This window comes from Variovorax sp. Sphag1AA (assembly GCF_014192575.1).
GTDB lineage: Bacteria > Pseudomonadota > Gammaproteobacteria > Burkholderiales > Burkholderiaceae_C > Variovorax.
Map to the genome: position 1 here is coordinate 69089 of NZ_JACHYC010000001.1, position 20726 is coordinate 89814.

22 protein-coding genes are annotated in these 20726 nt (G+C 65.7%); 13 read left to right on the forward strand and 9 right to left on the reverse strand.

Features of this window, described 5'->3' with window-relative positions:
* The first annotated feature begins 47 nt into the window (after positions 1-47).
* Positions 48-1232 (forward strand): MFS transporter, encoded by a 1185-nt coding sequence (locus FHW64_RS00410; protein WP_409350583.1) that lies wholly within the window; start codon positions 48-50, stop codon positions 1230-1232.
* On the opposite strand, the gene FHW64_RS00415 is transcribed toward FHW64_RS00410, so the two are convergent.
* Positions 1229-1510, reverse strand: coding sequence for a 2Fe-2S iron-sulfur cluster-binding protein (locus FHW64_RS00415; RefSeq protein ID WP_184521873.1), 282 nt, complete (start codon positions 1508-1510; stop codon positions 1229-1231). The genes FHW64_RS00410 and FHW64_RS00415 overlap by 4 nt on opposite strands.
* A 91-nt stretch (positions 1511-1601) precedes the next feature.
* On the opposite strand from FHW64_RS00415, the gene FHW64_RS00420 reads away from it, so the two are divergent.
* Positions 1602-2117: a GNAT family N-acetyltransferase gene (locus FHW64_RS00420; RefSeq protein ID WP_184521876.1), complete on the forward strand. Its 516-nt coding sequence runs from the start codon at positions 1602-1604 to the stop codon at positions 2115-2117.
* A 142-nt stretch (positions 2118-2259) separates the two neighbouring features.
* Positions 2260-3141, forward strand: a complete 882-nt coding sequence (locus FHW64_RS00425; protein ID WP_184521879.1) for a DUF808 domain-containing protein — start codon at positions 2260-2262, stop codon at positions 3139-3141.
* A gap of 13 nt (positions 3142-3154) precedes the next feature.
* Here the strand turns inward: FHW64_RS00425 and FHW64_RS00430 are convergent, their stop codons facing one another.
* Complete coding sequence (locus tag FHW64_RS00430) at positions 3155-3346, reverse strand: hypothetical protein (RefSeq protein WP_260303589.1); 192 nt, start codon at positions 3344-3346, stop codon at positions 3155-3157.
* 264 nt (positions 3347-3610) lie between these two features.
* On the opposite strand from FHW64_RS00430, the gene FHW64_RS00435 reads away from it, so the two are divergent.
* Complete coding sequence (locus tag FHW64_RS00435; protein ID WP_184521886.1) at positions 3611-6382, forward strand: autotransporter outer membrane beta-barrel domain-containing protein; 2772 nt, start codon at positions 3611-3613, stop codon at positions 6380-6382.
* A gap of 65 nt (positions 6383-6447) precedes the next feature.
* Positions 6448-6855 carry a hypothetical protein gene (locus FHW64_RS00440; RefSeq protein WP_184521889.1) on the forward strand — a complete coding sequence of 136 codons (408 nt, stop codon included), beginning with the start codon at positions 6448-6450 and terminating at the stop codon, positions 6853-6855.
* 116 nt (positions 6856-6971) lie between these two features.
* Here the strand turns inward: FHW64_RS00440 and FHW64_RS00445 are convergent, their stop codons facing one another.
* On the reverse strand, positions 6972-8069 hold the full coding sequence (locus tag FHW64_RS00445; RefSeq protein ID WP_184521892.1) for a M14 family metallopeptidase: 1098 nt from the start codon (positions 8067-8069) through the stop codon (positions 6972-6974).
* Positions 8070-8095: 26 nt separating this feature from the next.
* Positions 8096-9466 (reverse strand): MFS transporter, encoded by a 1371-nt coding sequence (locus FHW64_RS00450; protein WP_184521895.1) that lies wholly within the window; start codon positions 9464-9466, stop codon positions 8096-8098.
* Positions 9467-9576: 110 nt separating this feature from the next.
* On the opposite strand from FHW64_RS00450, the gene FHW64_RS00455 reads away from it, so the two are divergent.
* The 5 genes from FHW64_RS00455 to FHW64_RS00475 all read left to right on the forward strand — a co-directional run bounded on the left by FHW64_RS00455 (position 9577) and on the right by FHW64_RS00475 (position 14404).
* A complete protein-coding gene (locus tag FHW64_RS00455) occupies positions 9577-10491 on the forward strand; it encodes a LysR substrate-binding domain-containing protein (RefSeq protein ID WP_184521898.1) in 915 nt (304 codons plus the stop codon).
* A 10-nt stretch (positions 10492-10501) separates the two neighbouring features.
* Positions 10502-11158, forward strand: coding sequence for an alpha/beta hydrolase (locus FHW64_RS00460; protein ID WP_184521901.1), 657 nt, complete (start codon positions 10502-10504; stop codon positions 11156-11158).
* 132 nt (positions 11159-11290) lie between these two features.
* Entirely contained in the window at positions 11291-12871 is a 1581-nt protein-coding gene (gene gshA, locus FHW64_RS00465; RefSeq protein WP_260303590.1) for a glutamate--cysteine ligase, read from the forward strand.
* Positions 12872-13021: 150 nt separating this feature from the next.
* The gene (locus FHW64_RS00470; protein WP_184524139.1) at positions 13022-13402 is read left to right on the forward strand and encodes a response regulator transcription factor; all 381 of its coding nucleotides are present in this window, start codon (positions 13022-13024) and stop codon (positions 13400-13402) included.
* A gap of 84 nt (positions 13403-13486) precedes the next feature.
* The gene (locus tag FHW64_RS00475) at positions 13487-14404 is read left to right on the forward strand and encodes an SDR family oxidoreductase (RefSeq protein ID WP_184521910.1); all 918 of its coding nucleotides are present in this window, start codon (positions 13487-13489) and stop codon (positions 14402-14404) included.
* 21 nt (positions 14405-14425) lie between these two features.
* Here the strand turns inward: FHW64_RS00475 and FHW64_RS00480 are convergent, their stop codons facing one another.
* The 3 genes from FHW64_RS00480 to FHW64_RS00490 are packed head-to-tail and all read right to left on the reverse strand — an operon-like array spanning position 14426 to position 17079.
* A complete protein-coding gene (locus FHW64_RS00480; protein WP_184521912.1) occupies positions 14426-14992 on the reverse strand; it encodes a hypothetical protein in 567 nt (188 codons plus the stop codon).
* A 29-nt stretch (positions 14993-15021) separates the two neighbouring features.
* Positions 15022-16170, reverse strand: a complete 1149-nt coding sequence (locus FHW64_RS00485; protein WP_184521915.1) for a hemolysin — start codon at positions 16168-16170, stop codon at positions 15022-15024.
* Between the two features lie 51 nt (positions 16171-16221).
* The gene (locus FHW64_RS00490; RefSeq protein ID WP_184521918.1) at positions 16222-17079 is read right to left on the reverse strand and encodes a hypothetical protein; all 858 of its coding nucleotides are present in this window, start codon (positions 17077-17079) and stop codon (positions 16222-16224) included.
* A gap of 203 nt (positions 17080-17282) precedes the next feature.
* Here FHW64_RS00490 and FHW64_RS00495 point away from each other — a divergent pair, with 203 nt between their 5' ends.
* From FHW64_RS00495 to FHW64_RS00505, 3 genes are read left to right on the forward strand one after another with little or no spacing between them, the layout of a single operon-like run.
* Positions 17283-18815 carry an ATP-binding protein gene (locus tag FHW64_RS00495; protein ID WP_184521921.1) on the forward strand — a complete coding sequence of 511 codons (1533 nt, stop codon included), beginning with the start codon at positions 17283-17285 and terminating at the stop codon, positions 18813-18815.
* A complete protein-coding gene (locus tag FHW64_RS00500; RefSeq protein ID WP_184521924.1) occupies positions 18812-19186 on the forward strand; it encodes a response regulator in 375 nt (124 codons plus the stop codon). Before FHW64_RS00495 ends, FHW64_RS00500 begins: the two co-directional genes overlap by 4 nt.
* Before the next feature lie 2 nt (positions 19187-19188).
* Complete coding sequence (locus tag FHW64_RS00505; RefSeq protein ID WP_184521927.1) at positions 19189-19620, forward strand: desulfoferrodoxin family protein; 432 nt, start codon at positions 19189-19191, stop codon at positions 19618-19620.
* On the opposite strand, the gene FHW64_RS00510 is transcribed toward FHW64_RS00505, so the two are convergent.
* Both FHW64_RS00510 and FHW64_RS00515 read right to left on the reverse strand, forming a co-directional pair.
* Entirely contained in the window at positions 19617-20333 is a 717-nt protein-coding gene (locus tag FHW64_RS00510) for a carboxypeptidase regulatory-like domain-containing protein (protein WP_184521930.1), read from the reverse strand. The genes FHW64_RS00505 and FHW64_RS00510 overlap by 4 nt on opposite strands.
* Entirely contained in the window at positions 20330-20704 is a 375-nt protein-coding gene (locus FHW64_RS00515; RefSeq protein ID WP_184521933.1) for an HPF/RaiA family ribosome-associated protein, read from the reverse strand. Before FHW64_RS00515 ends, FHW64_RS00510 begins: the two co-directional genes overlap by 4 nt.
* Positions 20705-20726 lie beyond the last annotated feature (22 nt).

The following is a 20726-nucleotide window of genomic DNA, read 5'->3' on the forward strand; positions in this document are numbered from 1 at the left end:
CCGATCGAAGTTCCAGTTTTTCAGACCTGACGCGCGAGCGGCCCTTCATGCGACTGTGGTTCGCGCGCCTGTGTGGCACGGCGGCGAGCCAGATGCTATTGGTCGCGATCGGTTGGCACATGTACGACCTCACGCACAGCGCGTGGGATCTCGGGCTGGTCGGGCTCTATCAGTTCGTGCCTGCTCTGCTACTCGCGCTGTGGGCAGGGCATGTGGTCGACAACCATCATCGGGGTCGCATCGTCGCTGCGTGCTTCGCGGTGCAAGGTGCGGTCGCGCTCGTGCTTCTTCTTGCGGTGTACGGCGGCAAGGATTCGCGCGTGCTGCTGCTGGGGCTCTCGCTGGTGCTCGGCGGGGTACGTGCCTTCCAGATGCCGGCGCAGCAGGCGTTGACGCCGCTGCTGGTGTCGCCCGTGATGCTGCCGCGTGCGATGGCCTTCAGTTCCGCCGGCATGCAGGGCGCGATCATCGGCGGGCCGGCCCTTGGTGGGATGCTGTTCGTGGCAGGCATGGGCGTGGTCTATGGCGCCGCGTTGCTGTTCTTCGTGTTTGCGTCCGCGCTGGTGCTGCAACTGAAGTACCGCTACATCGTCACACCGCGCGAGCCCGTGACCGCGAAGACGCTGCTCGCTGGCGTCGAGTTCATCTGGAAGCGCAAGCCGGTGCTCGGCGCGGTGTCGCTCGACCTGTTCGCGGTACTCCTCGGCGGCGCGGTGGCGCTGCTGCCTATCTATGCGAAGGACATCCTCCATACCGGGCCGTGGGGCTTGGGCCTGCTGCGTGGCGCACCGGCGGTGGGCGCGCTGATCATGTCGATCTACCTCACGCGTCACCCGGTCGAGCGTCGCATCGGGCGCACGCTACTGATGGCGGTGGCGATGTTCGGCGTTTGCATGATCGTCTTCGGGCTGTCGCGCACCTTTGCCGTCTCGCTCGTTGCGCTGGCGGTCTCCGGCGGTGCGGACATGGTCAACGTGGTCATCCGGCAGACGCTGGTGCAGCTCGAGACGCCCGACGCGATGCGTGGCCGGGTGAGCGCGGTGAATTCAATCTTCATCGGCGCAAGCAACCAGTTGGGCGAATTCGAATCGGGCGCGACGGCCGCGTTGCTCGGGCCGGTCGGCTCGGTGGTGGCCGGAGGCATCGGCACGGTGCTCGTGGCGGCCTGCTGGTTCCGCCTCTTTCCGTCGCTCGCGCAGCGCGACCGCCTGACGAGGGCGCACGAAGCCTAGAACACGGCGAATGCGTAGGGCACGTCGAGCGTGACGTCGCCCTCAGGCTCCGCGACGCAGGGCAGGATCCAGCCCTCGGCCTTTTCCTCGGCGCTGACGCCGGGCCATTCGATTCGGTAGCGGATGCGGCCCGACACCAGCTTGCACAGGCAGGTTCGGCAGGTCCCGTTGCGGCACGAGCTGGGCAACTCGATACCGCCGGCTTCGGCGGACTGGAGGAGGGTGCGGTCGGCTTCGAGGTCGAAGTGGAAGCCGCCGGGTTGGACGATCGCTTTCATGGCTGTAATGCCCGCGCAGTTTAGCGACCGCCCCCGGTGCTCCGCGGCCAGCGACAATACGCCCCTTTACCGATTCCGTTTCCCTGCATTCATGTCCGATTTCGAAGTTCGCCCCGCCACCCTGCGCGACGCCAAGGCCGTCGCCGAAGTCCATGCCGCCTCTGCACAGGCCGCCTACGCGGACATCCTCCCCGAAGACCAGCTGCGCGCGCTGACGCCCGCCACCCGCGAGGCCAAGTGGCGAGAGGCGATCGAGTACGCCGAACCGCAGGTGCATGTGGTCGAGCTCGGCGGCGAAGTGGTCGGCTTCGTCGGCTTCGACCGTTCGCGCGACCCCAAGACGCCGTCGACCACCGGCGAGATCTGGTCGATCTACGTCAGGCCCGAGCATTGGGACAAGGGCCTCGGCGTGGCGCTCTGGGACGCCGCGCGCGAGGGTCTCGAGGAAGAAGGCTGCACCGTCGTCACCATCTGGGTGCCGCTGCGCAACGACCGCGCGATCCGCTTCTGCGAACTCGCCGGCTTCAAGCGCGAGATGAAGACCGCCAAGACCACCGCGATCGGTACCGTGAAGATCGAGGAAATCCGTCTGAAACGCAGCGTCTGAGGCTCGCCCCCAGGCTCGCGCACTTCGTGTCGCTCTCCACCCCCGACCGGGGGCGACACCAGCGGCCCGGCGAAGCCGGTTCCGCGGTGTCTCCCGCCCTGGGGCTCGGGGTTTCGTCAACCGTTTCCAGCGAAGAATAGACATGGCCACCAGCCTCCTGCTGCTCCTCGATGACATCGCGACGGTGCTCGACGATGTCTCCGTGCTCACCAAGGTAGCGGCCAAGAAGACGGCGGGCGTGCTGGGCGACGATCTCGCGCTGAATGCGCAACAGGTCGCGGGCGTGCGGGCCAGCCGCGAGCTGCCGGTGGTCTGGGCGGTGTGCAAGGGGTCGTTCGTCAACAAGGCGATCCTGGTTCCGGCGGCCCTGATCATCGGGATGTGGCTGCCCTGGCTGGTCACGCCGCTCCTGATGGTGGGCGGCGCGTTCCTTTGCTTCGAGGGTTTCGAGAAGCTCGCGCACCGGTTCCTTCACAAGGCCGAACACGCGATCGAGACGGAGCGGCACGAGCAGGCCATCGCCAACGAGGCGATCGACGTGGTCGCGGCCGAGAAGGCCAAGGTCAAGGGCGCGATACGCACCGATTTCATTCTGTCGGCGGAGATCATCGCGATCACGCTTGGCACGGTGCAGGGGCAACCTTTCCTGACGCAACTCACCGTCCTGGCGGGCATCGCGATCGTGATGACCATCGGCGTCTATGGCCTGGTCGCCGGCATCGTGCGGCTCGACGATATGGGCTTCTACCTCGCCCAACGCGACAACGCCGCCCTGCAGGCGCTGGGCCGCGCGATGGTCGGCGCGGCGCCCTGGCTCATGAAGGCGCTTTCCGTTCTCGGCACGGTCGCGATGTTCCTCGTGGGCGGGGGCATCCTCGTGCATGGCGTGCCGGCCCTCGGGCACGCGATCCAGGCGTGGGGCGCGCTGGCCTCGATGCTCGGCAATGCGGTGGTCGGCGTGATCGCCGGCGCTATCGTGCTGGCGGTGGTCGAGGGCGTGAAGCGGCTTCGCGGACGGCGCTGAAGCGCCGCCAGTTCTAGCGTCGGCCGCCCGAGCGGAAGCGCCCGACGAGATCCACCGCCACCAAGGCAATCCCCAGAACCAGGGCGAACCAGCCGACCAGATAGGCGCCGCCGACGGTCTCGCGCCAGGTTTGCGACTCCAGGAATTGCGGCGAAATCAACACGGCTGCACCAATCAGGATGCACAGGATGCCGCGCTCGATCATGCGCGGCGCTCGGTTCGGTCGGGAGGGCATCGGGCGAGTTTAAGGCGCGCCATTCGTGTGCCGCGCCGTGCACCAATCGGGGGCTGCGGATATGGCCAAAACCGCCTTTGCACTAAGAAGTAGCTGATTTTTGTAACGCTTTCGTTGCAGATTTGCGATTGCGCACCGCTTCCGTGACTTTCTTCCAACGGAAATGAATACCTCGGCATTACATTCGTAAGTATTCATTTTCATCTTTCGAGACCGTTGAAGGGAAGCAAGCTCGTGAATCGCGTTTTCAGGGTCGTTTGGAACTCATCACAACAAACCTGGGCAGTTGCCTCCGAGCTGGCCGCGACCGCCGGCAAATCGAGCCGGGCCGTTTCGACCGCTTCAGCACTCGTTCTTCTGTCGGGCGTGGCGTCGGCTGCCTGCACCCTGACCGGCACCGACTACGTCTGCACGAGCGCCGGCGGAGCCCAGACCACCACGGTCGGCGCGGGGTACGGAACCCCGTTGGGAACCACGGTCGACGTGCAGCAGAACGCGGTTGTCAGCACCGACGGCCTGCCGGCAATCAGCCTTCAGAGTGGCGGCAGCATCACCGTGCGCAGTGGCGCAACCGCCGAGAACAACGCAGTCGGCCTGACCGATGGTCTGTACACCACTGGCGCAAATACGGTGGAGTTCCTGCACAACAACACGCTGACGATCGAACAGGGCGCGCAAGTGCTCTCGAAGGGCACGGCAGGCAACGCCGAGGCGATCAATCCGATCGGCACCGGCAACACCATCATCAACAACGGCACCATCGACTCGCAAGCCGGTGGCGCTGCGATCTGGTTCGAATCGACCTTCGGCAGCAACACCGTCGTGAACGGTGAGACCGGCGTGATCCGCTACAAGGACGGAACCAACGGCAACATCATTGGCGTCAACGGCACGATGGCGATCAACTTCACGAACAAGGGTCAGATCCTTGGTTCGCTGAACTTCGCCGATGGCGACGACACGCTCAACCTGTACGAGCACGGAACGATCTCCGGCGCCATCAACGGCGGCGGTGGCAACAACCTGCTGACGCTCAACGGCACCGGAACGGGCACTTTCAACCACGCGATCTCGAACTTCCAGTCGCTGGTGAAGAACGACAGCGGCACCTGGAACCTCGGCATCTCGCTGCAGGATTCGGGCTTTACCAATGCACGCGTCGCCGGCGGCACGCTGGTGCTTGCGACGGACACCAGCAACTACACCGGCACCATGACCGTGGACCCGGCCGGCACGTTGCAGACGCCCGCCGAGTTTGCGCCGCTCGCCGTCACGAACAACGGTCTCGTGCGCTTCGCGCAGCCGACCGACGCGACCTACAACGGCCTGCTGAGTGGCACCGGCGGCCTGGAGAAGACGGGCGCCGGCACGCTGACGCTCGCCAAGGCGCAGGCGATCACCGGCACGACCACGGTCACTGCAGGCACGTTGAAGGCCGGTGCAGCCGACACTTTCAGCGCGGGCTCCGCGCATGTGGTCGCTGCGGGCGCGACGCTGGACACCGCGGGTTTCAACCAGACGGTGGCATCGCTCCAGAACGCGGGCACGGTGAGCTTGCTCAGCGCGACCCCGGGCAGCACGTTGACGGTCAACGGCGCCTACGTCGGCCAGGGCGGTGTGCTGAGCCTCGGCACGGTGCTCGGCGGCAGCGGCAGCCTCAGCGACCGATTGGTGCTGAACGGCCCTTCGGCGAGCGCGAGCGGCACGACCACGATTCGCGTCACCAATCTCGGCGGGCTCGGCGCGCAGACCACGGGCAATGGCATCGAAGTGGTGACCGCGCTGAGCGGCGCGACCACCACCGCACAGACCACGAAGAGCGCCTTCACGCTGGCCAACGGTCACGTCGATGCGGGTGCCTTCGAGTACCGCCTGTATGCGGCCGATGCCCAGGGCGCGGGCGAGAACTGGTACCTGCGCACCGATGTGCAGGTCAAGCCCCCGGTGACTCCGCCGGTGCTGCCCGAAGTCACGCCGGACCCCGCGCCCGAGGGAAGCCCGAAGCCGCCGGTGGAGACCGTGCCCGGGCCGACGGTGACGGCCTATCGCGCGGAAGTGCCGCTCTTTGCCGCGTTGCCGGCGCAACTGCGCCAGGCGGACCTCGCAATGCTCGGGAACCTGCATCGCCGGGTGGGTGACGAATCCGCTCCTTCGGCTGCGGTGGCGGGCTCGGGCGATGCAGGGCGTCAGGCTTGGGCGCGTGCGGTCTATGCCGATCTCGACATCCATCAGGACGGCGTGGCCGATGCCAGCAGCAAGGGCCATGTCAGCGGCTTGCAGGCTGGCACCGATCTGTTCGCGGCCGGCCCGTGGCGCGGCGGCGTATATGTGGGCTACCTCGACGGCGGCGCCGACGTGACGGGCAATGCGCGCGGCACCATCGGCCGCGTGGGCAGCAACGACCTGCAATCGCGCTACCTCGGTGGCTATGCGACCTGGATGGACGGCAGCGGCTGGTACGCGGACGCAGTGCTGCAAGGCGGCAGCCATCGCTACACGGTGCGCCCGGACCTGAACCTGAGCGCCTCCGGAAAGGCCGACAGCCTGACCGCCTCGATCGAGACCGGCAAGGCCTTCGCGCTGACCGAGCGCTGGACCATCGAACCGCAGGCCCAGCTCGCCTGGCAGCGCAGCAGCTTCGACAACGTGCTCATCAGCGGCGCGGCGGTGCGCCAGGACGCCGACAGCGGCTGGATCGGTCGCGTCGGCGTTCGGGTCAAGGGCGATTTCGCGACCAGCGCGGGCCGCCTGCAGCCCTACGGCCGCGTGAACCTCTACCACGCGGGCTCCGGCACCGACGTGGCGACCTTTGCTTCGCCCGCGGCGAGCACGGCGATCGCAAGCGCCACCGGCTACACCTCGGCCGAAGTGGCGGGCGGCGCGACGCTGGCTCTGTCGTCGTCGACCACGCTGTACGGCGAAGTCGGCCACGTCTTCGACATCGGTGGCGACGCGCGCGTCAAGTCGTCGGTGCAGGGCTCGATTGGCGTGCGGCTGAGCTGGTAAGCCTTCGCCGGACCCGGGCCGGCTTTCGGTTCAAATACGGGGCGATGTCACCCAACCGAAAGCCCATGGAATCTGCCCGTCACCGCGTCCTTCCGTTCACTGCACGCGTCATTGCGCCGTTGCTGCTGGCGCTGTGTGCGTCCGGCGCGTTCGCGCAGGACGCGCGCGAGTTTCCCGGCGCGGCAATGCGCTTCCTGAACGTCGAACTGCCGCAGATGGAAAACGCGATCAAGGAGCGCGACCGCGACTACTTCGAGGACGCCATGTCGCGCATGCTCGATTTCTCGGAACAGTGGGGCTTCAAGGTGCGCGACAACCCGCAGTTGGCGAGCTACCCGATGTGTACCGAGGCGGTGTCGGATTTCCTGGTGGTTGGCATGTGCCGAATCATGACCACCGCAAGCGCCTGCGAACCCGGAATGCAGGAGCGGTTCAACACCAACCTGCAGAAATGCCGGGCTGTGGCTCAGTAAGTTCGCCCCCAGCCTCGCCCACTTCGTGTGGCTCTGCACCCCCTTCCGGGGGCAACCCCGGCGGCCCGGCTAAGCCGGTTCCGCGGGGTTTCCCGCTTAGGCTGCGGTTAGTGGGGTCAGGCGGTTTTTAGGCCTTCGATCGTCTGGAGCAGCACGACGCGGGACTGGCCGAGGATCATGCCTTTCCACTCGTCGTTGTCGCAATAGAAGGCGTCGCGCAGGCCCTGGCGGATGGTGATCTGCTGCGCTTCGGGCGCCTCGGGGTGGCGGCGCAGCCAGGTGTCGGCGCGCAGGCGGTTCATGACCTCCATGTCGGGCAGGGTGCCGAATTCCAGGCCCATGAGTGCGGCGCTGGCGTTGGGGCACTCGTCGTACACCGTCGAGACGACCGGGCCTGACACATCGGGCGATGCCGATTGGCCGTCGTGCACCGAAAAGACGTCCGCGCCCCACCACGCGCGAGCCAGAGCCAGGTCGGCGGCAGCATTGCGGCCGGCGTAGATCTTTTCGCCATGGCCGTACGGGCCGAGGCCGGTGTGCACGTCGATCCAGCCGATGTGCGTGGCCTCCGAAGCGTATTTGCGCAGGATGCCCCGCATCGTCCGATTGCTCCACGACGGCGCCTTGCCGCCATAGAACAGGCCCTGCGGCGAGGTGTACTGGCCCGATGTCACGGCAGTGCGGAAGGCCCGCATGCCGTTCTTCTCGATGTAGGCGGTCATCGTCGCCACGTCCGCGGCGGTCGGCGGCCAGTTGGCGGGCAGCACGAGGGGTTCGACCTCGGAGTAGGCCGCGTTCACCGGCAGCGGAGCGCTGAAGTCGATGTGGTTGCGGTTGAGGTCGATGTTGTCTTCGTTGGTCCGGTGCAGGTGCGAGAAGCCATGCGGATTGACCGCGTGGATCAGCAGGAGGCCGATGCCGGCCTGCTCGATGCGCGAGAGGAGGTCGGCGTCGTTCAGCGTCGAGATCTGGCAGCCGGAGCCGCAGAAGCCTTCAGGGCCATGCGTGCCGGAGCTGACGATCAGCAGCTTGGCCGCGCCCGGCTTGCCGAGATAGGCGACGTCCGTGGCGAGGGTTTCGCCGAGTGCGCCGCGATGCGCTTCGAGCTCGAAGCTTTCGATCGCCGCGCCGCGCTGGGCCGCGGCATCGAGGAATTTCTGCCGTGCCTCGGCATAGGTGCCGGAGAAGTGGCGGGTGGCGGCGGAGTTGTACATCGTGAGGGTCCTTGGAAAGTGTTTGATCAGGCGGCCGGATGCGCATCGGCCGCGTCGATGTCCTTGCCGGTGTAGTCCCGCATCCACAGCAGGCCGAGGAGCGACACCAGCGACACCGCGAGCAGATACCACGCAGGCGCGAGCTTGTTGCCGGTGGCGTTCAGCAGCCAGGTGCTGATGAAAGGCGAGAAGCCGCCGAACAGCGCCACGCCCACGCTGTAGACCAGCGACATGCCCGTCGCGCGAACATGCTTGGGGAACATCTCCGGCAGCATCGTGATGCCCGGCACCGTCTGCAGCACCAGAGTGATGCTCAGCAGCCCGACCACCGTGTACAGCGCAGCAGGCGTCGGCGATGCGTTGAGCCACAGAAAGCCCGGGTAGATCATCAGTGCCAGCAGCACGCGGCTGTAGACGATCAGCCGCTTGCGTCCGATGCGGTCGGACCACACGCCCACCAGCGGCGCGAGTGCGAACGACAGCAGCCCGGTGAGCGCGGCGCCGAACAGCGCGACCGGTGGCGGCAGGCCGAGCTCGCGGATCGCGTAGGTCGGCATGTAGAACGTGACGACATAGGCTGCGGCGGTGCCGCCGATGATGCTCAGGATGGCGGCGAGCACCGTCTTGCCGTGCTCGCGGCAGACGGCAGACAGGCTGCCATGGCGGCGCGGCGCCGCGGCGGTTGCCGGCGCCTCATGGACGTCGAGGGATTCTTCCAGGTGCCGGCGGATGTACATCCCGACCGGCGCGATCAGCATGCCGAGCACGAAAGGCACGCGCCAGCCCCAGCTTTCCATCGCCTGCGGCGACAGGGCGGTCAGCAGCACGCCGACCACCACCGCACCCAGCAGAATGCCGAGGCCCTGGCTCGCGAACTGCCAGCTCGCCATGTAGCCGCGGTTCTTCGGCGTGGCGTGCTCCACCAGCAACGTGGTGGATGCGCCGACTTCGCCGCCGGCCGAGAAGCCCTGGATCAGCCGCGCCAGCACGATCAGGATGGGCGCCGCGACGCCGATCTGCGCGTAGGTCGGCGCGAAGGCGATCATGGCGCAGCCCAGCGCCATCAGGAAGATGGTGAGCGTCATCGCCTTCTTGCGCCCGGCGCGGTCGGCGTAGCTGCCGATCACGATGCCGCCCAGCGGCCGCATGATGAATCCGACCCCGAAGCTCGCCACCGTCAGCAGCAGTTGGCCGTATGAATTGAAGGTGGGGAAGAAGAGCTTGCCGATCACCAGGGCCAGGAAGCCATAGACGGTGAAATCGAAGAACTCGAGCGCGTTGCCGATGGTGGTGGCGACGATGGTCTGACGGCGGGACAAGCGTGCACGGTCGCCGGGGAGGCTATGGCTCGTGGGAACGCGGCCCGAGAGGCCCGGGAGCCCTGAGAGTTCGGTCATGGGATTTGAAATATTCCTGTTGGTAATCGGGATTTCGCGCCGCGATGCTAGGGATTCGGCTCGATCATGAAAAGACAATAATTGATAACCAACGATAACTTTTGGTTTTCATGAAGATCAATCAGCTCCAGGCCTTCGTCGCGGTCGCCGAGCAGTTGAGCATCCGGGGCGCGGCGCGGGTACTTGGCATTTCGCAGCCAGCGGTCACGAAGATCGTGCGCGAACTGGAACGCGCGCTCGGCGCGCCGCTGGTCGAGCGCAGCGTCAAGGGTGTGCAGCTCACCGCCTACGGGCAGGCTTTCGCGCCCCGCGCGCGCCTGTTGCTGGCGGACATGCAACGGGCGCGCGACGAGATCGCGCAGATCCGCGATGGCGCGACCGGCAGGATCGCGGTGGCGGTCAGCACCTCGGCCGCGCTCACCGTGCTTCCGGCGGCATTCAAGGAATTCCACGCGCGCATGCCCGCGGTGGACGTGCATTTCTCGGAGGCGGTGCTGCCGTGGATGCTGATGCGCATGCGGGACGGCAGCCTGGATTTCGCAGTCGCCCATGTAGCGAGGCAAACGCTCGACCCGGAATTCGAAGGCATCGAGCTTTTTCCGGTGCAACTCGCGGTCGGACTACGCGTGGGCCATCCGTTGCGTCACTGCCGTTCCCTGTCGGACCTGCACGACGCCGAGTGGATCCTGCCGGGCGAAGGCGACCTTGCGCGCGAATCCGTCCTGCCGATCTTCTCGCCGATCGGGCTAGCGCCACCGGCGCGCATCATCTTCGGCAACTCGGTCACCGTGGCGCTGGCGCTGGTCGGGGAGATGGACCTGGTCGGCATGTTCGTCGAGCCGTTGGTGGAGGTGGCCTTCAAGCGCTATGGCGTGCGACGCGTCGAGTTGCGGGAGACGCTGCCCACGCTCAGCATGTGCGTGATCAAGCGACGGGACCAGAAGCTCACGCCGGCCGCGCAGCAGTTCGTGGAGTGCGTGCAGCGGGCCGGTGCGCCGCGCGCCGCAGGGGCCTTTCTGCGGTAACGTCGGGGCCATGTCACTCCCTCCGATCGAAATCGAAACCGGCCCGAATCCGAAGGCCGCCATCATCCTCATGCACGGCCTCGGCGCCGACGGCAACGACTTCGTGCCGATCGCCAGCGAGCTCGATCTTTCGCCGGTGGGTCCGGTGCGCTTCGTGTTCCCCAATGCGCCAGTCATGCCGGTGACCATCAACGGCGGCTACCAAATGCCGGCCTGGTACGACATCCTCGGACCGGGCAACCCCGAAGACGAAGCGGGGCTGCGGCGCTCGCAGGCCGCCATCGAGGCGCTGATTGCCAACGAGAAGTCGCGCGGCATTCCGGCCGATCGCATCGTGATCGCCGGCTTTTCGCAGGGCTGCGCGATGACTTTCATGACCGCGCTGCGCCACCCGGAACGGCTGGCGGGCATCGTGGGCCTTTCAGGCTATCTGCCTGTGGCGCAGACCGTGGCCGCCGAGCGCCATCCGGCCAACCAGGCGACGCCGATCTTCCAGGCGCACGGCAAGCGCGACGGCGTGATTCCGATCGCCCGCGCCGCCCACAGCCGCGACGCACTGGTCGCGCTGGGCTACCAGGTCGAATGGCATGAATACGCCATGGAACATTCCGTCTGCATGGAGGAGATCGCCGACCTCAACCGCTACCTGCTGAAGGTGCTCGCCTAGCATCCGGCCGAACGTTCATGTAGGTTGCCGGCGGAATGAGCCGCCGACACCGGGGACAACCATCCCCGGCCAGCAACAGTCTTTTTGGCGTGCTACCTTCCAGCCCCACGAAGAAAGATGGGTTATATCTACATGAATAATTTGAAGGAGCGCATCGAAGCGCTCTCGGCCGCGCGGCTGAGGGGCGTGCGGCGGGGGATCGAGAAGGAAAGCCTGCGCGCCCAGCCCGACGGCAAGCTGGCGCTGACGCCGCATCCGGGCGCCCTGGGGTCGGCGCTGACCCATCCGCACATCACCACCGATTTCAGCGAGTCGCAGGTCGAGCTGATCACCGGCGCGCACAAGGACGTCGAGACGGTGCTCCAGGAACTGGTGCAGATCCATCAGTTCACCTACCGCGTACTGGACGAGGCCGGCGACGAGCGCCTCTGGGTGTCGAGCATGCCGTGCGGCCTGCCCACCGATGAAACCATTCCGATCGGCCGCTATGGCTCGTCGAACGTGGGCCGCGCCAAGAGCGTCTACCGCATGGGCCTGAGCCACCGCTACGGCCGGCGCATGCAGACGATCTCGGGCATTCACTACAACTGGTCGCTCCCGGAAGTGTCGAGCGAACAGTACTTCGCGCTGATCCGCAATTTCCGGCGCCATGCCTTCCTGCTGCTGTACCTGTTCGGCGCCTCGCCGGCCTTGTGTTCGAGCTTCGTCGACGGCCGGCCGCACGAATTGCAGCCGATCGGCGAAGGCAGCATGCACATGCCGCACGGCACTTCGCTGCGCATGGGCCGGCTCGGCTACCAGAGCGAGGCGCAGGCATCGCTCGCCGTGAGCTACAACAGCCTCGACGGCTATGCCGCGTCGCTCCAGGATGCGTTGACCCGTCCCTGGCCCGCCTACGAGGCCATCGGCATCCGCAACCTGGGTGGCGACTACAACCAGCTCGCCACCACGCTGCTGCAGATTGAGAACGAGTTCTACGGGACCATCCGCCCCAAGCGCGTGATCTACCCCGGGGAGCGTCCGCTCCACGCGCTGCGCGAGCGCGGCGTGGAGTACGTCGAGGTGCGTCTGATGGACCTCGACCCGTTCGAGCCGGTCGGCATCAATGCGCAGACGATGCGCTTCCTCGACGTCTTCCTGCTGCACTGCCTGCTCACCGACAGCCCGCCCGATACGCGTGAGGAGATCGCCGATCTCGCGCACAACCAACACCTCACTGCGGCGCGCGGTCGCGAACCCGGGCTGCAACTGAGCCGCGCCGGAAAGCCGGTGTTGCTCACCGAATGGGGCGGCGAACTGCTGCAGGAATTTGCGCCGGTTGCGGCCGCGCTCGATGCAGCGCATGGCGGCTCGAAGCATGCCGAGGCGATCGAGGCCGCGGCAGCCGCGCTGAAGGACCCGTCGATCCTGCCTTCTGCCCGCGTGCTGGCGGCGATGAAGGCATCGCACAACGACTCCTTCGTGAGCTTCGTGCGCGCGCAGTCGGCCCAGACGCGCGAAACCCTGCTGGCGCTGCCGTTCCCGGCCGAGCAGGGCGTCGAGTTCGAGCGCCTCACGCGCGAATCGCTCGACGAGCAGAAGCGCATCGAGTCCAGCGACACCATGCCGTTCGAGATCTACCGCGAGCAGTACGTGTCGCCGGCTCGACTCGGCTTCAAGAACCATTGGCCGGAACTGGCAACCGGCCCGGTGAGCCAGAGCGCAGCGCTTTGAGCCGCCAGGGCGGCGTCGCCGTCATGGCCGGGTAGGTTCCTGCCTACCCGAAGTGGCCGCCAACGCCCACCCGGGCGAGGCGATCGGTGGGGAAGATGGGCACAAAGGCGGTCAAACCGCCATCTCAACAACCGATTGCCCATGCACGCCATGCCCTTCAAGACCTATCTGGTCGAAGACAACCCCGTCATTCGCGAGAACCTGACAGGGTTCCTCGAGGACATCGCCGATGCAGTCGTGGTGGCCCACGCGAGCGGCGAGGACGAGGCGGTCAGGTGGCTCAAGAAGCATCGCGATGCGTGGGATGTGGCCATCGTCGATCTGTTTCTCGACCAGGGCAACGGCCTCGGCGTGATCGATGCCTGCCGACAGCGGCGCGCGGATCAGAAAGTCGTGGTGCTGAGCAACTACGCCACGCCTGACATGCGCGCGCGCTCCAAGGCGCTGGGCGCCGACGCCTTCTTCGACAAGTCGGCCGAGATCGATCTGCTCCTGGACTACTGCGAGCGCCTGAGTCACACACACGACTGAGCGGGGGATGTCACCGGGCCGGGACATCCGCTTTCTGGGGTAAAACGCACCGCGTCAACGATTTCCTCCGAAAGCACTTCCAGCATGAGCAATCTCGATTTCAAGGGCCGTGTCGCCATCGTCACCGGCGCGGGCAACGGCCTGGGCCGCCAGCATGCGCTGGCCCTCGCGGCGCGCGGCGCCAAGGTTCTGGTCAATGACCTCGGCGGTGCGCGCGACGGTTCCGGCGGCTCCGTGAGCGCGGCGCAGGCAGTGGTCGACGAGATCAAGGCCGCGGGTGGCGAAGCAATCGCCAACGGCGCGTCGGTCACCGACTTCGAGGCCGTGCAGGCCATGGTGCGGCAGGCGGTCGATGCCTGGGGCCGCGTCGACATCCTCGTGAACAACGCCGGCATCCTTCGCGACAAGAGCTTCGTCAAGATGGAACTGGCCGATTTCCGCCTGGTGATGGACGTCCATCTCATGGGCGCGGTGCATTGCACGAAGGCCGTCTGGCCGATCATGAACGAGCAGAAATACGGTCGCATCGTGATGACGACCTCGTCCTCGGGCCTCTACGGCAACTTCGGCCAGAGCAACTATGGCGCTGCCAAACTCGCGCTGGTCGGCCTGATGCAGACCCTGAGCATCGAAGGCGCGAAGAACGACATCCGCGTCAACTGCCTCGCACCGACCGCGGCCACCCGCATGACCGAGGACCTGATGCCGCAGGAAGTGCTCGATGCGCTCAAGCCTGAAGCGGTCGTGCCCGCGATGTTGGTGCTTGCGGCGCAAGATGCGCCGACACGCCAGATCCTTTGCGCAGGCGCGGGCGTCTTCGAGGCCGCGAACATCACGCTCACGCAGGGCGCGTGGATCGGCTTCGGCGCCGATGCGCCCGAACAGCTTGCGGAGCGCCTCGCCGAAGTGACCGACCGCAACGGCGAGATCGTTCCGCAAAGCGGCGCGGCGCAGGGCAGCAACGAAGTCGGCAAGGCGATGGCGAACGCGCGCGGGCGCTGATGGACCGGGCGGCAGGGCCGCCTACCTGCTGAGCAGGATGTATTCGTTGTTCCGGGAATAGCGCGCCGGATTCTTGCCCGTCCTGACGCAGAGCGCCTCGCCGCACTGTGTCAGCGTCCCGGTGCGTGTGGCATCGACGATCGCCGCGCTGAATTCAGCCTGCCGTATCGACGCCTTGGCCTGCCATGTGAGGTAGCCGGCGACACCTGCGGCAAGCACCGCGCCGATCGACAGCGCGAATGCACACATCCACAGTGCGCTGCGTTGCGAGCGCCGCACTGCGGCGCAGTGTTCTTGCAGATGGGTCGTCGTTCGCACGGCTTCCTGCTTGACGTCCTGCAGCGCTGCGCGGCATTGCTCGACGGCTTCGTGCAGCCCGCGCTGGATCGTGCTGCCTGCCTGCGCGCCGATGCTGCGGACAGCCTCCTGGGCCAACTGGCGCCCGTGCAGGCCCAATCCGCTGGCGGTCTGTTGAAGTTCGTCCGTGCTCTGCTCCACCTCTCGCACGGCACGTTCACTGCGTTGTTCCAGCAGGTCGGTCAATGAAGCGAGTCTGACGGCCAGCGCCTTGATGTCTTGGCTCTCCATGTTTTTCTCCCTGATTTGGATGGACGGGCTCACATCGACATAACCGGACCGCTGCGGGACTGAACGGCCTGCTGCATGGTGGCCTGAGCTTCCAGAGCGGCCTGACGATCCTGGTCTGCCTGGTTGTGTTCGCGACCACTGCGCAACCATGAACGGCCTTCATCGGAGTGACGAAATTCCGCTGAGACGGTGCGCATCGCGACCACGTCGCGGTTCATCGCGGCGTTGGTGAGGCGGGTGAAGAGGTCGTCGGCGATGGTTCGTGAGAGCGAGGCGTCGATGTTCGCGAGACGTGTCGCCGTTGTCTCCGGTTGGCCGGCGTCGACGAGCGTGAACGGGCTTCTGGCGATCTCGCGATGCGGGTCGAGTGGATGAAACTGCGTCGCCTTCTCTGCTCGTTCAAGCCGTACGGCACGAGCGTCGTCGAGTTCGGCCAGCGTGCGGGCATCCGTGACGCGCATCCTTGTTGGGAAGCCATCCGGGGTGCTCGTGACCGAGGTCCATGCGCGCGATTGCGCGTCGTAGGTGAAGTGGAGGTTGCTACCGCCGATGGTGTCGGGGTCGACGCAGGGAAGATCCCGCGAGGCCGATGCAGCGGCTGCCGCGAGATCGCTCGTATAGGCGAACGCATCGAACTCTCCGTCGTTGTATTGCCAGGCGACCTTGGCCATTGTTCGGCCGGCTCGCGATAAGCCCCATACGCTGGAGTCGAGCATGTCGTTACGCCAGATGTCTTCTGCGGCGGATTCGCCGCCTTGGCGGCGGGCGGCTTCGAGGAGGCGGCGTGGGGTCCAGGCGTCGGGGTTGAGCCCGACGTTTTCGAAAGCTTGGTCGTGGGCAGTCTGGACGTCTTTGACGGGAAGATTCAGCGCCTCAGCTGGTTGTTGTTGCGCCATGTAGTGTTTTCTCAGTGCGAGGTCCTGCTGGATCAAGTCCTGACCGAACTTCTCCCATTCGCGCTCGCTGAGTTTGCGCTTGTCGTGTTCTCTCGCATGGTGTTGGGCATAGGTATTCGCGATGGCTCCAGACATGTCGCTGTTGCGTACGACACCAAGGGCAAGCAGGCCGTAACTGTCGCCACCGTCACGCTGGGCCAGATAGTTCCAGTAAAGCGAGCGATTCCCTTTGTCTGCATAGTGTTGAAGGACATCCAAGTCCCGTTGATTGAGTTCTGCCATTTCTTTTCTCTCCCTTCAAGAACGTCCCCAGAAGACGGCCGATGAATCACTTCAGCGAACGCGATATTTCGTCAGCAACTCCCGGGCGCGGTCCTCAAAGCGCTTCCAGTCTTTGAGGAAGACCCGGCGGTAATCAATCTGGACCATGGTGCTGACCTCGGGCATCACGATGCTCTGGGTACATCCGGTGCTCCAGTGACCCTGGTTCAGCAGGCGGTTTCCCTCGATGACATACCCGTCCGGCCGCAGATGCGAGTCGCATTTGATCACCGTGGTGAGCCGGCCTTTGGCGTCATGGCCGAGATACCAATCGTCCTGCTTTTCCAAAGGCGCCCCAACGGGGATGCCGAGTTCGCGCTCCCGTTTCATCCCAAACGCCTCGAGTCTCTCGGCATTGACGTAGTACGGTGTCAAGCCGAAGCGTTGCGGCTGCCGGTCCCTCAGATCCAGTTGGGCCGTGGGGTCCTGCCGGTCCTTCTGATAGTCCATGGGTTGAATGGATTTCGCCAGCATGTCGTCGATAGGTACGCGGTCGATGTAGTAGAGACGTGCCTTGACGGTCCTAGCCCACCCCTCCACCCCAAGCTCCGACAGCTTGCCCGGCGCCTGCGGCTGCAGGTGGGGCCAAAGCACCACCATGTAGATGCCGCCCTCAAAGTCCGGCCCCATCTGATCGCGGAAGTAGTTCGCTGGAATCCGGTAGTGGTGCGGCCCGAGGCACGCATCCACAGGCTTGTCGTTGTAGCCCTCCCACCGGTAAGGCTCGTACCGCTTCTCGATGCAGGGCGCGGAAAGCGGCCGCACGAGCCGGTCATCGGTGCTGCCGGGCTCCGCAAGGGCCCCGCCGGCAATCAGGAACGTCAGGGCCACGAGCGCGCGCCCGTGCCTGCCGGAAATTCGAATCGTCATGTTGTTGCACGGGCTCTCCGGCCCGTCCTCCGCTGATGCGCGGGGATCATAGAACAGTGGAACCTTGACGATGACTGCAGAGTCGCCGACCATCCGCTGCGCAGGGAGGGCCCTTCGACCGATTGAGGGAGCCCGGCATCAAACTCGAGCAGCTTGTCACGCGGGTATTGAAGCGGTCACCCTTCTCCGGGCTGGTGCAAAGGGTGGCGCGGGTTCGCGCCTCGGTGCACACCAAGCTGCTGCTGGCTTTCCTGATCATCACGCTGCTGTTCATCGCGATGGCGGTGGCGAGCCTCATGATGCTCGTCAACACCACCGAGCAGAGTCGCCTGCTCGACGAGGCACACGAGCGGGTCAACTGGTCGCAGCAGAGCCAGCATGCGCTGGACCGGCAGATGCACTTCACTGCACTCGCGATGCTGTCGAAGGACGAGGCCGCGATCGAGCGCATCCTGCGGGAGAACAACCGCTTCAACGAATCGCTGGCCAAGCTCGACACTGCGACTGGCTCTGGGCAGAAGGGGCTGATCGACCGCATCCGCGCCTCGCAGGACGACGCCATGGGCGTGGTAGCCGACATCGCGAACGCGATCCGCGACGGCAATCTGGAGCGCATCACTACCGATCTTCTCCAGCGCCAGGAGCGGCTCGACGAACAGATTGCGCTCTACATGGGCCAGCTCGTGGAGATGGAGCAAAACCGCATGGGGCGCCTGCGCGACAGCGTGAGCGCAGCCAACCGCCGCTCGCTGATCCTGACCTCCGCCTTCGCTGTGAGTGCGGTGCTGCTCGCGTGGCTGTGCGGGTTCGTGATCTCGTGGTCCTTCATTCTTCCGGTGCGGGCGGCGCATGTGTTTCTCGACGATGTGGCGGCCGGCAACTTCGGGCGCAAAATCTCGGTGCCCAACCGTGACGAGTTCGGTGCGCTCGCCGACCGGATGAATCACATGAGCCAGCAACTGCAGCGCTTCGACCAGTCGCAGCGGCAGGCTGCCACGAAGCTCGTGGATCTCAACGAGCAGTTGTCCAGCGCGAGCAAGGCCAAGTCGGAGTTCCTCGCGAACATGAGCCACGAACTGCGCACCCCGATGAACGCGATCCTCGGATTCAGCGAAATGATGATGGACGGCATCTACGGCGACGTGCCGTCCGAGCTGAAGGAGCCTCTGGCGGACATCCAGGTGAACGGACGCAATCTGCTGCGCCTCATCAACGACGTGCTCGATCTGTCGAAGATCGAAGCCGGGCGCATGGAACTCGCTCTGGAGGATTACGTGGTGAGCGACGTGGTGCACACGGTGCGCACCGCGCTGCGATCGATCGCCGCCGAGAAGGGGCTGGAGTTCAACGCGCATGTGCCGGACGACTTGCCCACGGCCTACGGCGACAGTGGCAGGCTGACCCAGTGCCTCACCAACCTCGCGGGCAATGCGCTGAAGTTCACGCGCAAGGGCAAGGTGGAGATCGCGGTAGTGCTCGCCGGCGACGAACTGGTCTACAGCGTCTCCGACACCGGCATCGGCATTGCGGAGGAAGAGCTCGACAACATCTTTACCGAGTTCAGGCAGGTGGACACCACCATCACGCGCGAGTTCGGCGGAACCGGCCTGGGTCTGAGCATTTCGAAGAAGTTCGTGGAGCGTCTCGGCGGACGCATCTGGGTCGAGAGCGTCGTCGGGAAGGGCTCCACCTTCAGGTTTTCCGTGCCCCTGCGCGCGGGCGGAGCATCACAATGAGCGAGCGCAAGATCCTTTACGTCGAGGACAACGCATACAACCGAAAGATCGTGCGGCAACTCCTGAGCCGCTCGGCCTGCAAGCTCTTCGAGGCTGCCGATGGCGAGACCGGTGTGGCGCTTGCGCGCAGCGAGCTGCCTGACCTGATCCTCATGGATGTGCAGTTGCCCAGGATGTCCGGTCTCGATGCCACCAAGCTGCTGACGACGGAGGTCGGCACGCGGCACATCCCGGTGATCGTCATCACCTCGTATGCGTTGAGCGGCGATCGCGACAAGGCCATGCAGGCCGGTGCTTCGAGCTACATCGCCAAGCCTTACAGCCCGAGCGAGCTCCTGAAGCTGGTCAAGCAATTCCTGCCGGATGTTTGAATATGCACACCCCCAGCCTCGCCCACATCGCGGCTTTGACGATCGGCCTCGGTTTCTTCTTCCCCGCGCACGCCGAGGAAGACCAGGCGCAGCAGTTCACACCGGAGTTTCGCGAGCTGCACAAGGGCTTCGACGGCAAGCACACCCCGAAGATCACGGCGCCGGATAGCGTCAAGCGGGGGGCCTGGTTCAACGTGACCGTCAGCATCGGGGCGGAGTCGATGCATCCGTCGTTGCAGGAGCACTTCGTGCGCTACATCGCGCTCTACAAGGACACGGTGGAGATCGCGCGTGTCTACCTGCATCCCGTGTATTCCGCGCCGACGGTGACCTTCACCGTGGCGCTGGACGAAGGCGGCATGCTGCGCGCGATCGCCGAGCCGACGCATTCCGCCGCCTGGGAAGCGTCGAAGAAGATCACCGTCGTTCCCTAGCGCATCTTCATCTCGACGCTGACCTGCGCCGGCTGTTGCTGCTCTCCCACGGTGACGCTCGCCGGCATGGTTCCGAGTCGCTCGTGCCAGATCTGCAGCTTGTATTGCCCGGGCGGCAGGTCGTCGAAGGCGAAGCCGCCGTCCGGTCCGGTGACCGCATAGAAGCGGTGCGCCGCGACGACCACCCATGCGGTCATCCACGAATGCAGGTCGCAGTTGATGCGCACGATCTCCGGCTGGGCGAAAGTGATCGGGATGGTGCGGCCCATCGGCTGCGTCCGGTTGAACGACACATTGGCCTTCGGCGTCGCGTGGATGTTGTGGAGCAGGCGGTCGCTGTTGAGAAAGTCCACCGTGCCGCCCGCGGGCACCACCACCACGCGGGGCACGAAGGTACAGCCCTTCTGATCGACTTCCACCTTCTTCGTCGAAGCGGGCGTTGAGTCGGGCGGTGCGTTCTCGATCCAGACGACCGCGTTGCGGATCTCGCGTGCGGAAGAGACCTGCAGGTCGTCCGCCGGCTTCTCGTTGCCACAGAGGTACTGGTCGATGGTCACCGGCACCTTCGCGGCAGGGGGCGCGGCGCCGCTGAAGATCACCTTGCCCTTGATGCTGCCCGCGAACGCGCCCTGCGCGAGGCAAGCCAGCAGGAGGCATGTCAGCGCTGCCGGGGCGCGGGGTCCGCCGCGCAGCCTGTGCCTGAAGGGGCTCAAGGGGCGTTCCCCTCGTCGCCCGCTTCTTCGGAGCCGGTGCGGATCGATTCGCGATCGCGGTGGTTGTAGAGGCGGCCGAGCGCGTTGTCGAGCGAACGCCTGAGCTTGTCCGATGCACCGCGGAAGGCCTCGTCGAGGCTCGGGGCGTGCTGGGTGACAGCCAATGGCTGATGATGGACAAGGCGGGCTTCCATGACGCAGCACTTGTCCATGCCGCCACCCTTGGTGTGGTTCTCGTCGCTGAGATGGACCTCGACGCGCGTCACCGCGTCGACGAAGCGGCTGAGGTTCTGCCGAAGCTGGCCGTCGGCCCATCGTTCCAGTGTTTCCTTGTTCTCGACGCCGTTGCTCGTGTTGACCTGGATCTGCATGTTGTGCGCCTTTCGCTGCAGG

What these genes read in the sequence shown, in the direction of transcription:
- FHW64_RS00455 (WP_184521898.1), top strand. Translation starts at nt 9,577, where the DNA reads ATGAAGATCAATCAGCTCCAGGCCTTCGTCGCGGTCGCCGAGCAGTTG.
- FHW64_RS00420 (WP_184521876.1), top strand. Translation starts at nt 1,602, where the DNA reads ATGTCCGATTTCGAAGTTCGCCCCGCCACCCTGCGCGACGCCAAGGCC.
- FHW64_RS00500 (WP_184521924.1), top strand. Translation starts at nt 18,812, where the DNA reads ATGAGCGAGCGCAAGATCCTTTACGTCGAGGACAACGCATACAACCGA.
- FHW64_RS00490 (WP_184521918.1), bottom strand. Translation starts at nt 17,079, where the DNA reads ATGACGATTCGAATTTCCGGCAGGCACGGGCGCGCGCTCGTGGCCCTG.
- FHW64_RS00415 (WP_184521873.1), bottom strand. Translation starts at nt 1,510, where the DNA reads ATGAAAGCGATCGTCCAACCCGGCGGCTTCCACTTCGACCTCGAAGCC.
- gshA (WP_260303590.1), top strand. Translation starts at nt 11,291, where the DNA reads ATGAATAATTTGAAGGAGCGCATCGAAGCGCTCTCGGCCGCGCGGCTG.
- FHW64_RS00505 (WP_184521927.1), top strand. Translation starts at nt 19,189, where the DNA reads ATGCACACCCCCAGCCTCGCCCACATCGCGGCTTTGACGATCGGCCTC.
- FHW64_RS00430 (WP_260303589.1), bottom strand. Translation starts at nt 3,346, where the DNA reads ATGATCGAGCGCGGCATCCTGTGCATCCTGATTGGTGCAGCCGTGTTG.
- FHW64_RS00445 (WP_184521892.1), bottom strand. Translation starts at nt 8,069, where the DNA reads ATGTACAACTCCGCCGCCACCCGCCACTTCTCCGGCACCTATGCCGAG.
- FHW64_RS00460 (WP_184521901.1), top strand. Translation starts at nt 10,502, where the DNA reads ATGTCACTCCCTCCGATCGAAATCGAAACCGGCCCGAATCCGAAGGCC.
- FHW64_RS00475 (WP_184521910.1), top strand. Translation starts at nt 13,487, where the DNA reads ATGAGCAATCTCGATTTCAAGGGCCGTGTCGCCATCGTCACCGGCGCG.
- FHW64_RS00425 (WP_184521879.1), top strand. Translation starts at nt 2,260, where the DNA reads ATGGCCACCAGCCTCCTGCTGCTCCTCGATGACATCGCGACGGTGCTC.
- FHW64_RS00450 (WP_184521895.1), bottom strand. Translation starts at nt 9,466, where the DNA reads ATGACCGAACTCTCAGGGCTCCCGGGCCTCTCGGGCCGCGTTCCCACG.
- FHW64_RS00470 (WP_184524139.1), top strand. Translation starts at nt 13,022, where the DNA reads ATGCCCTTCAAGACCTATCTGGTCGAAGACAACCCCGTCATTCGCGAG.
- FHW64_RS00515 (WP_184521933.1), bottom strand. Translation starts at nt 20,704, where the DNA reads ATGCAGATCCAGGTCAACACGAGCAACGGCGTCGAGAACAAGGAAACA.
- FHW64_RS00410 (WP_409350583.1), top strand. Translation starts at nt 48, where the DNA reads ATGCGACTGTGGTTCGCGCGCCTGTGTGGCACGGCGGCGAGCCAGATG.
- FHW64_RS00485 (WP_184521915.1), bottom strand. Translation starts at nt 16,170, where the DNA reads ATGGCAGAACTCAATCAACGGGACTTGGATGTCCTTCAACACTATGCA.
- FHW64_RS00480 (WP_184521912.1), bottom strand. Translation starts at nt 14,992, where the DNA reads ATGGAGAGCCAAGACATCAAGGCGCTGGCCGTCAGACTCGCTTCATTG.
- FHW64_RS00440 (WP_184521889.1), top strand. Translation starts at nt 6,448, where the DNA reads ATGGAATCTGCCCGTCACCGCGTCCTTCCGTTCACTGCACGCGTCATT.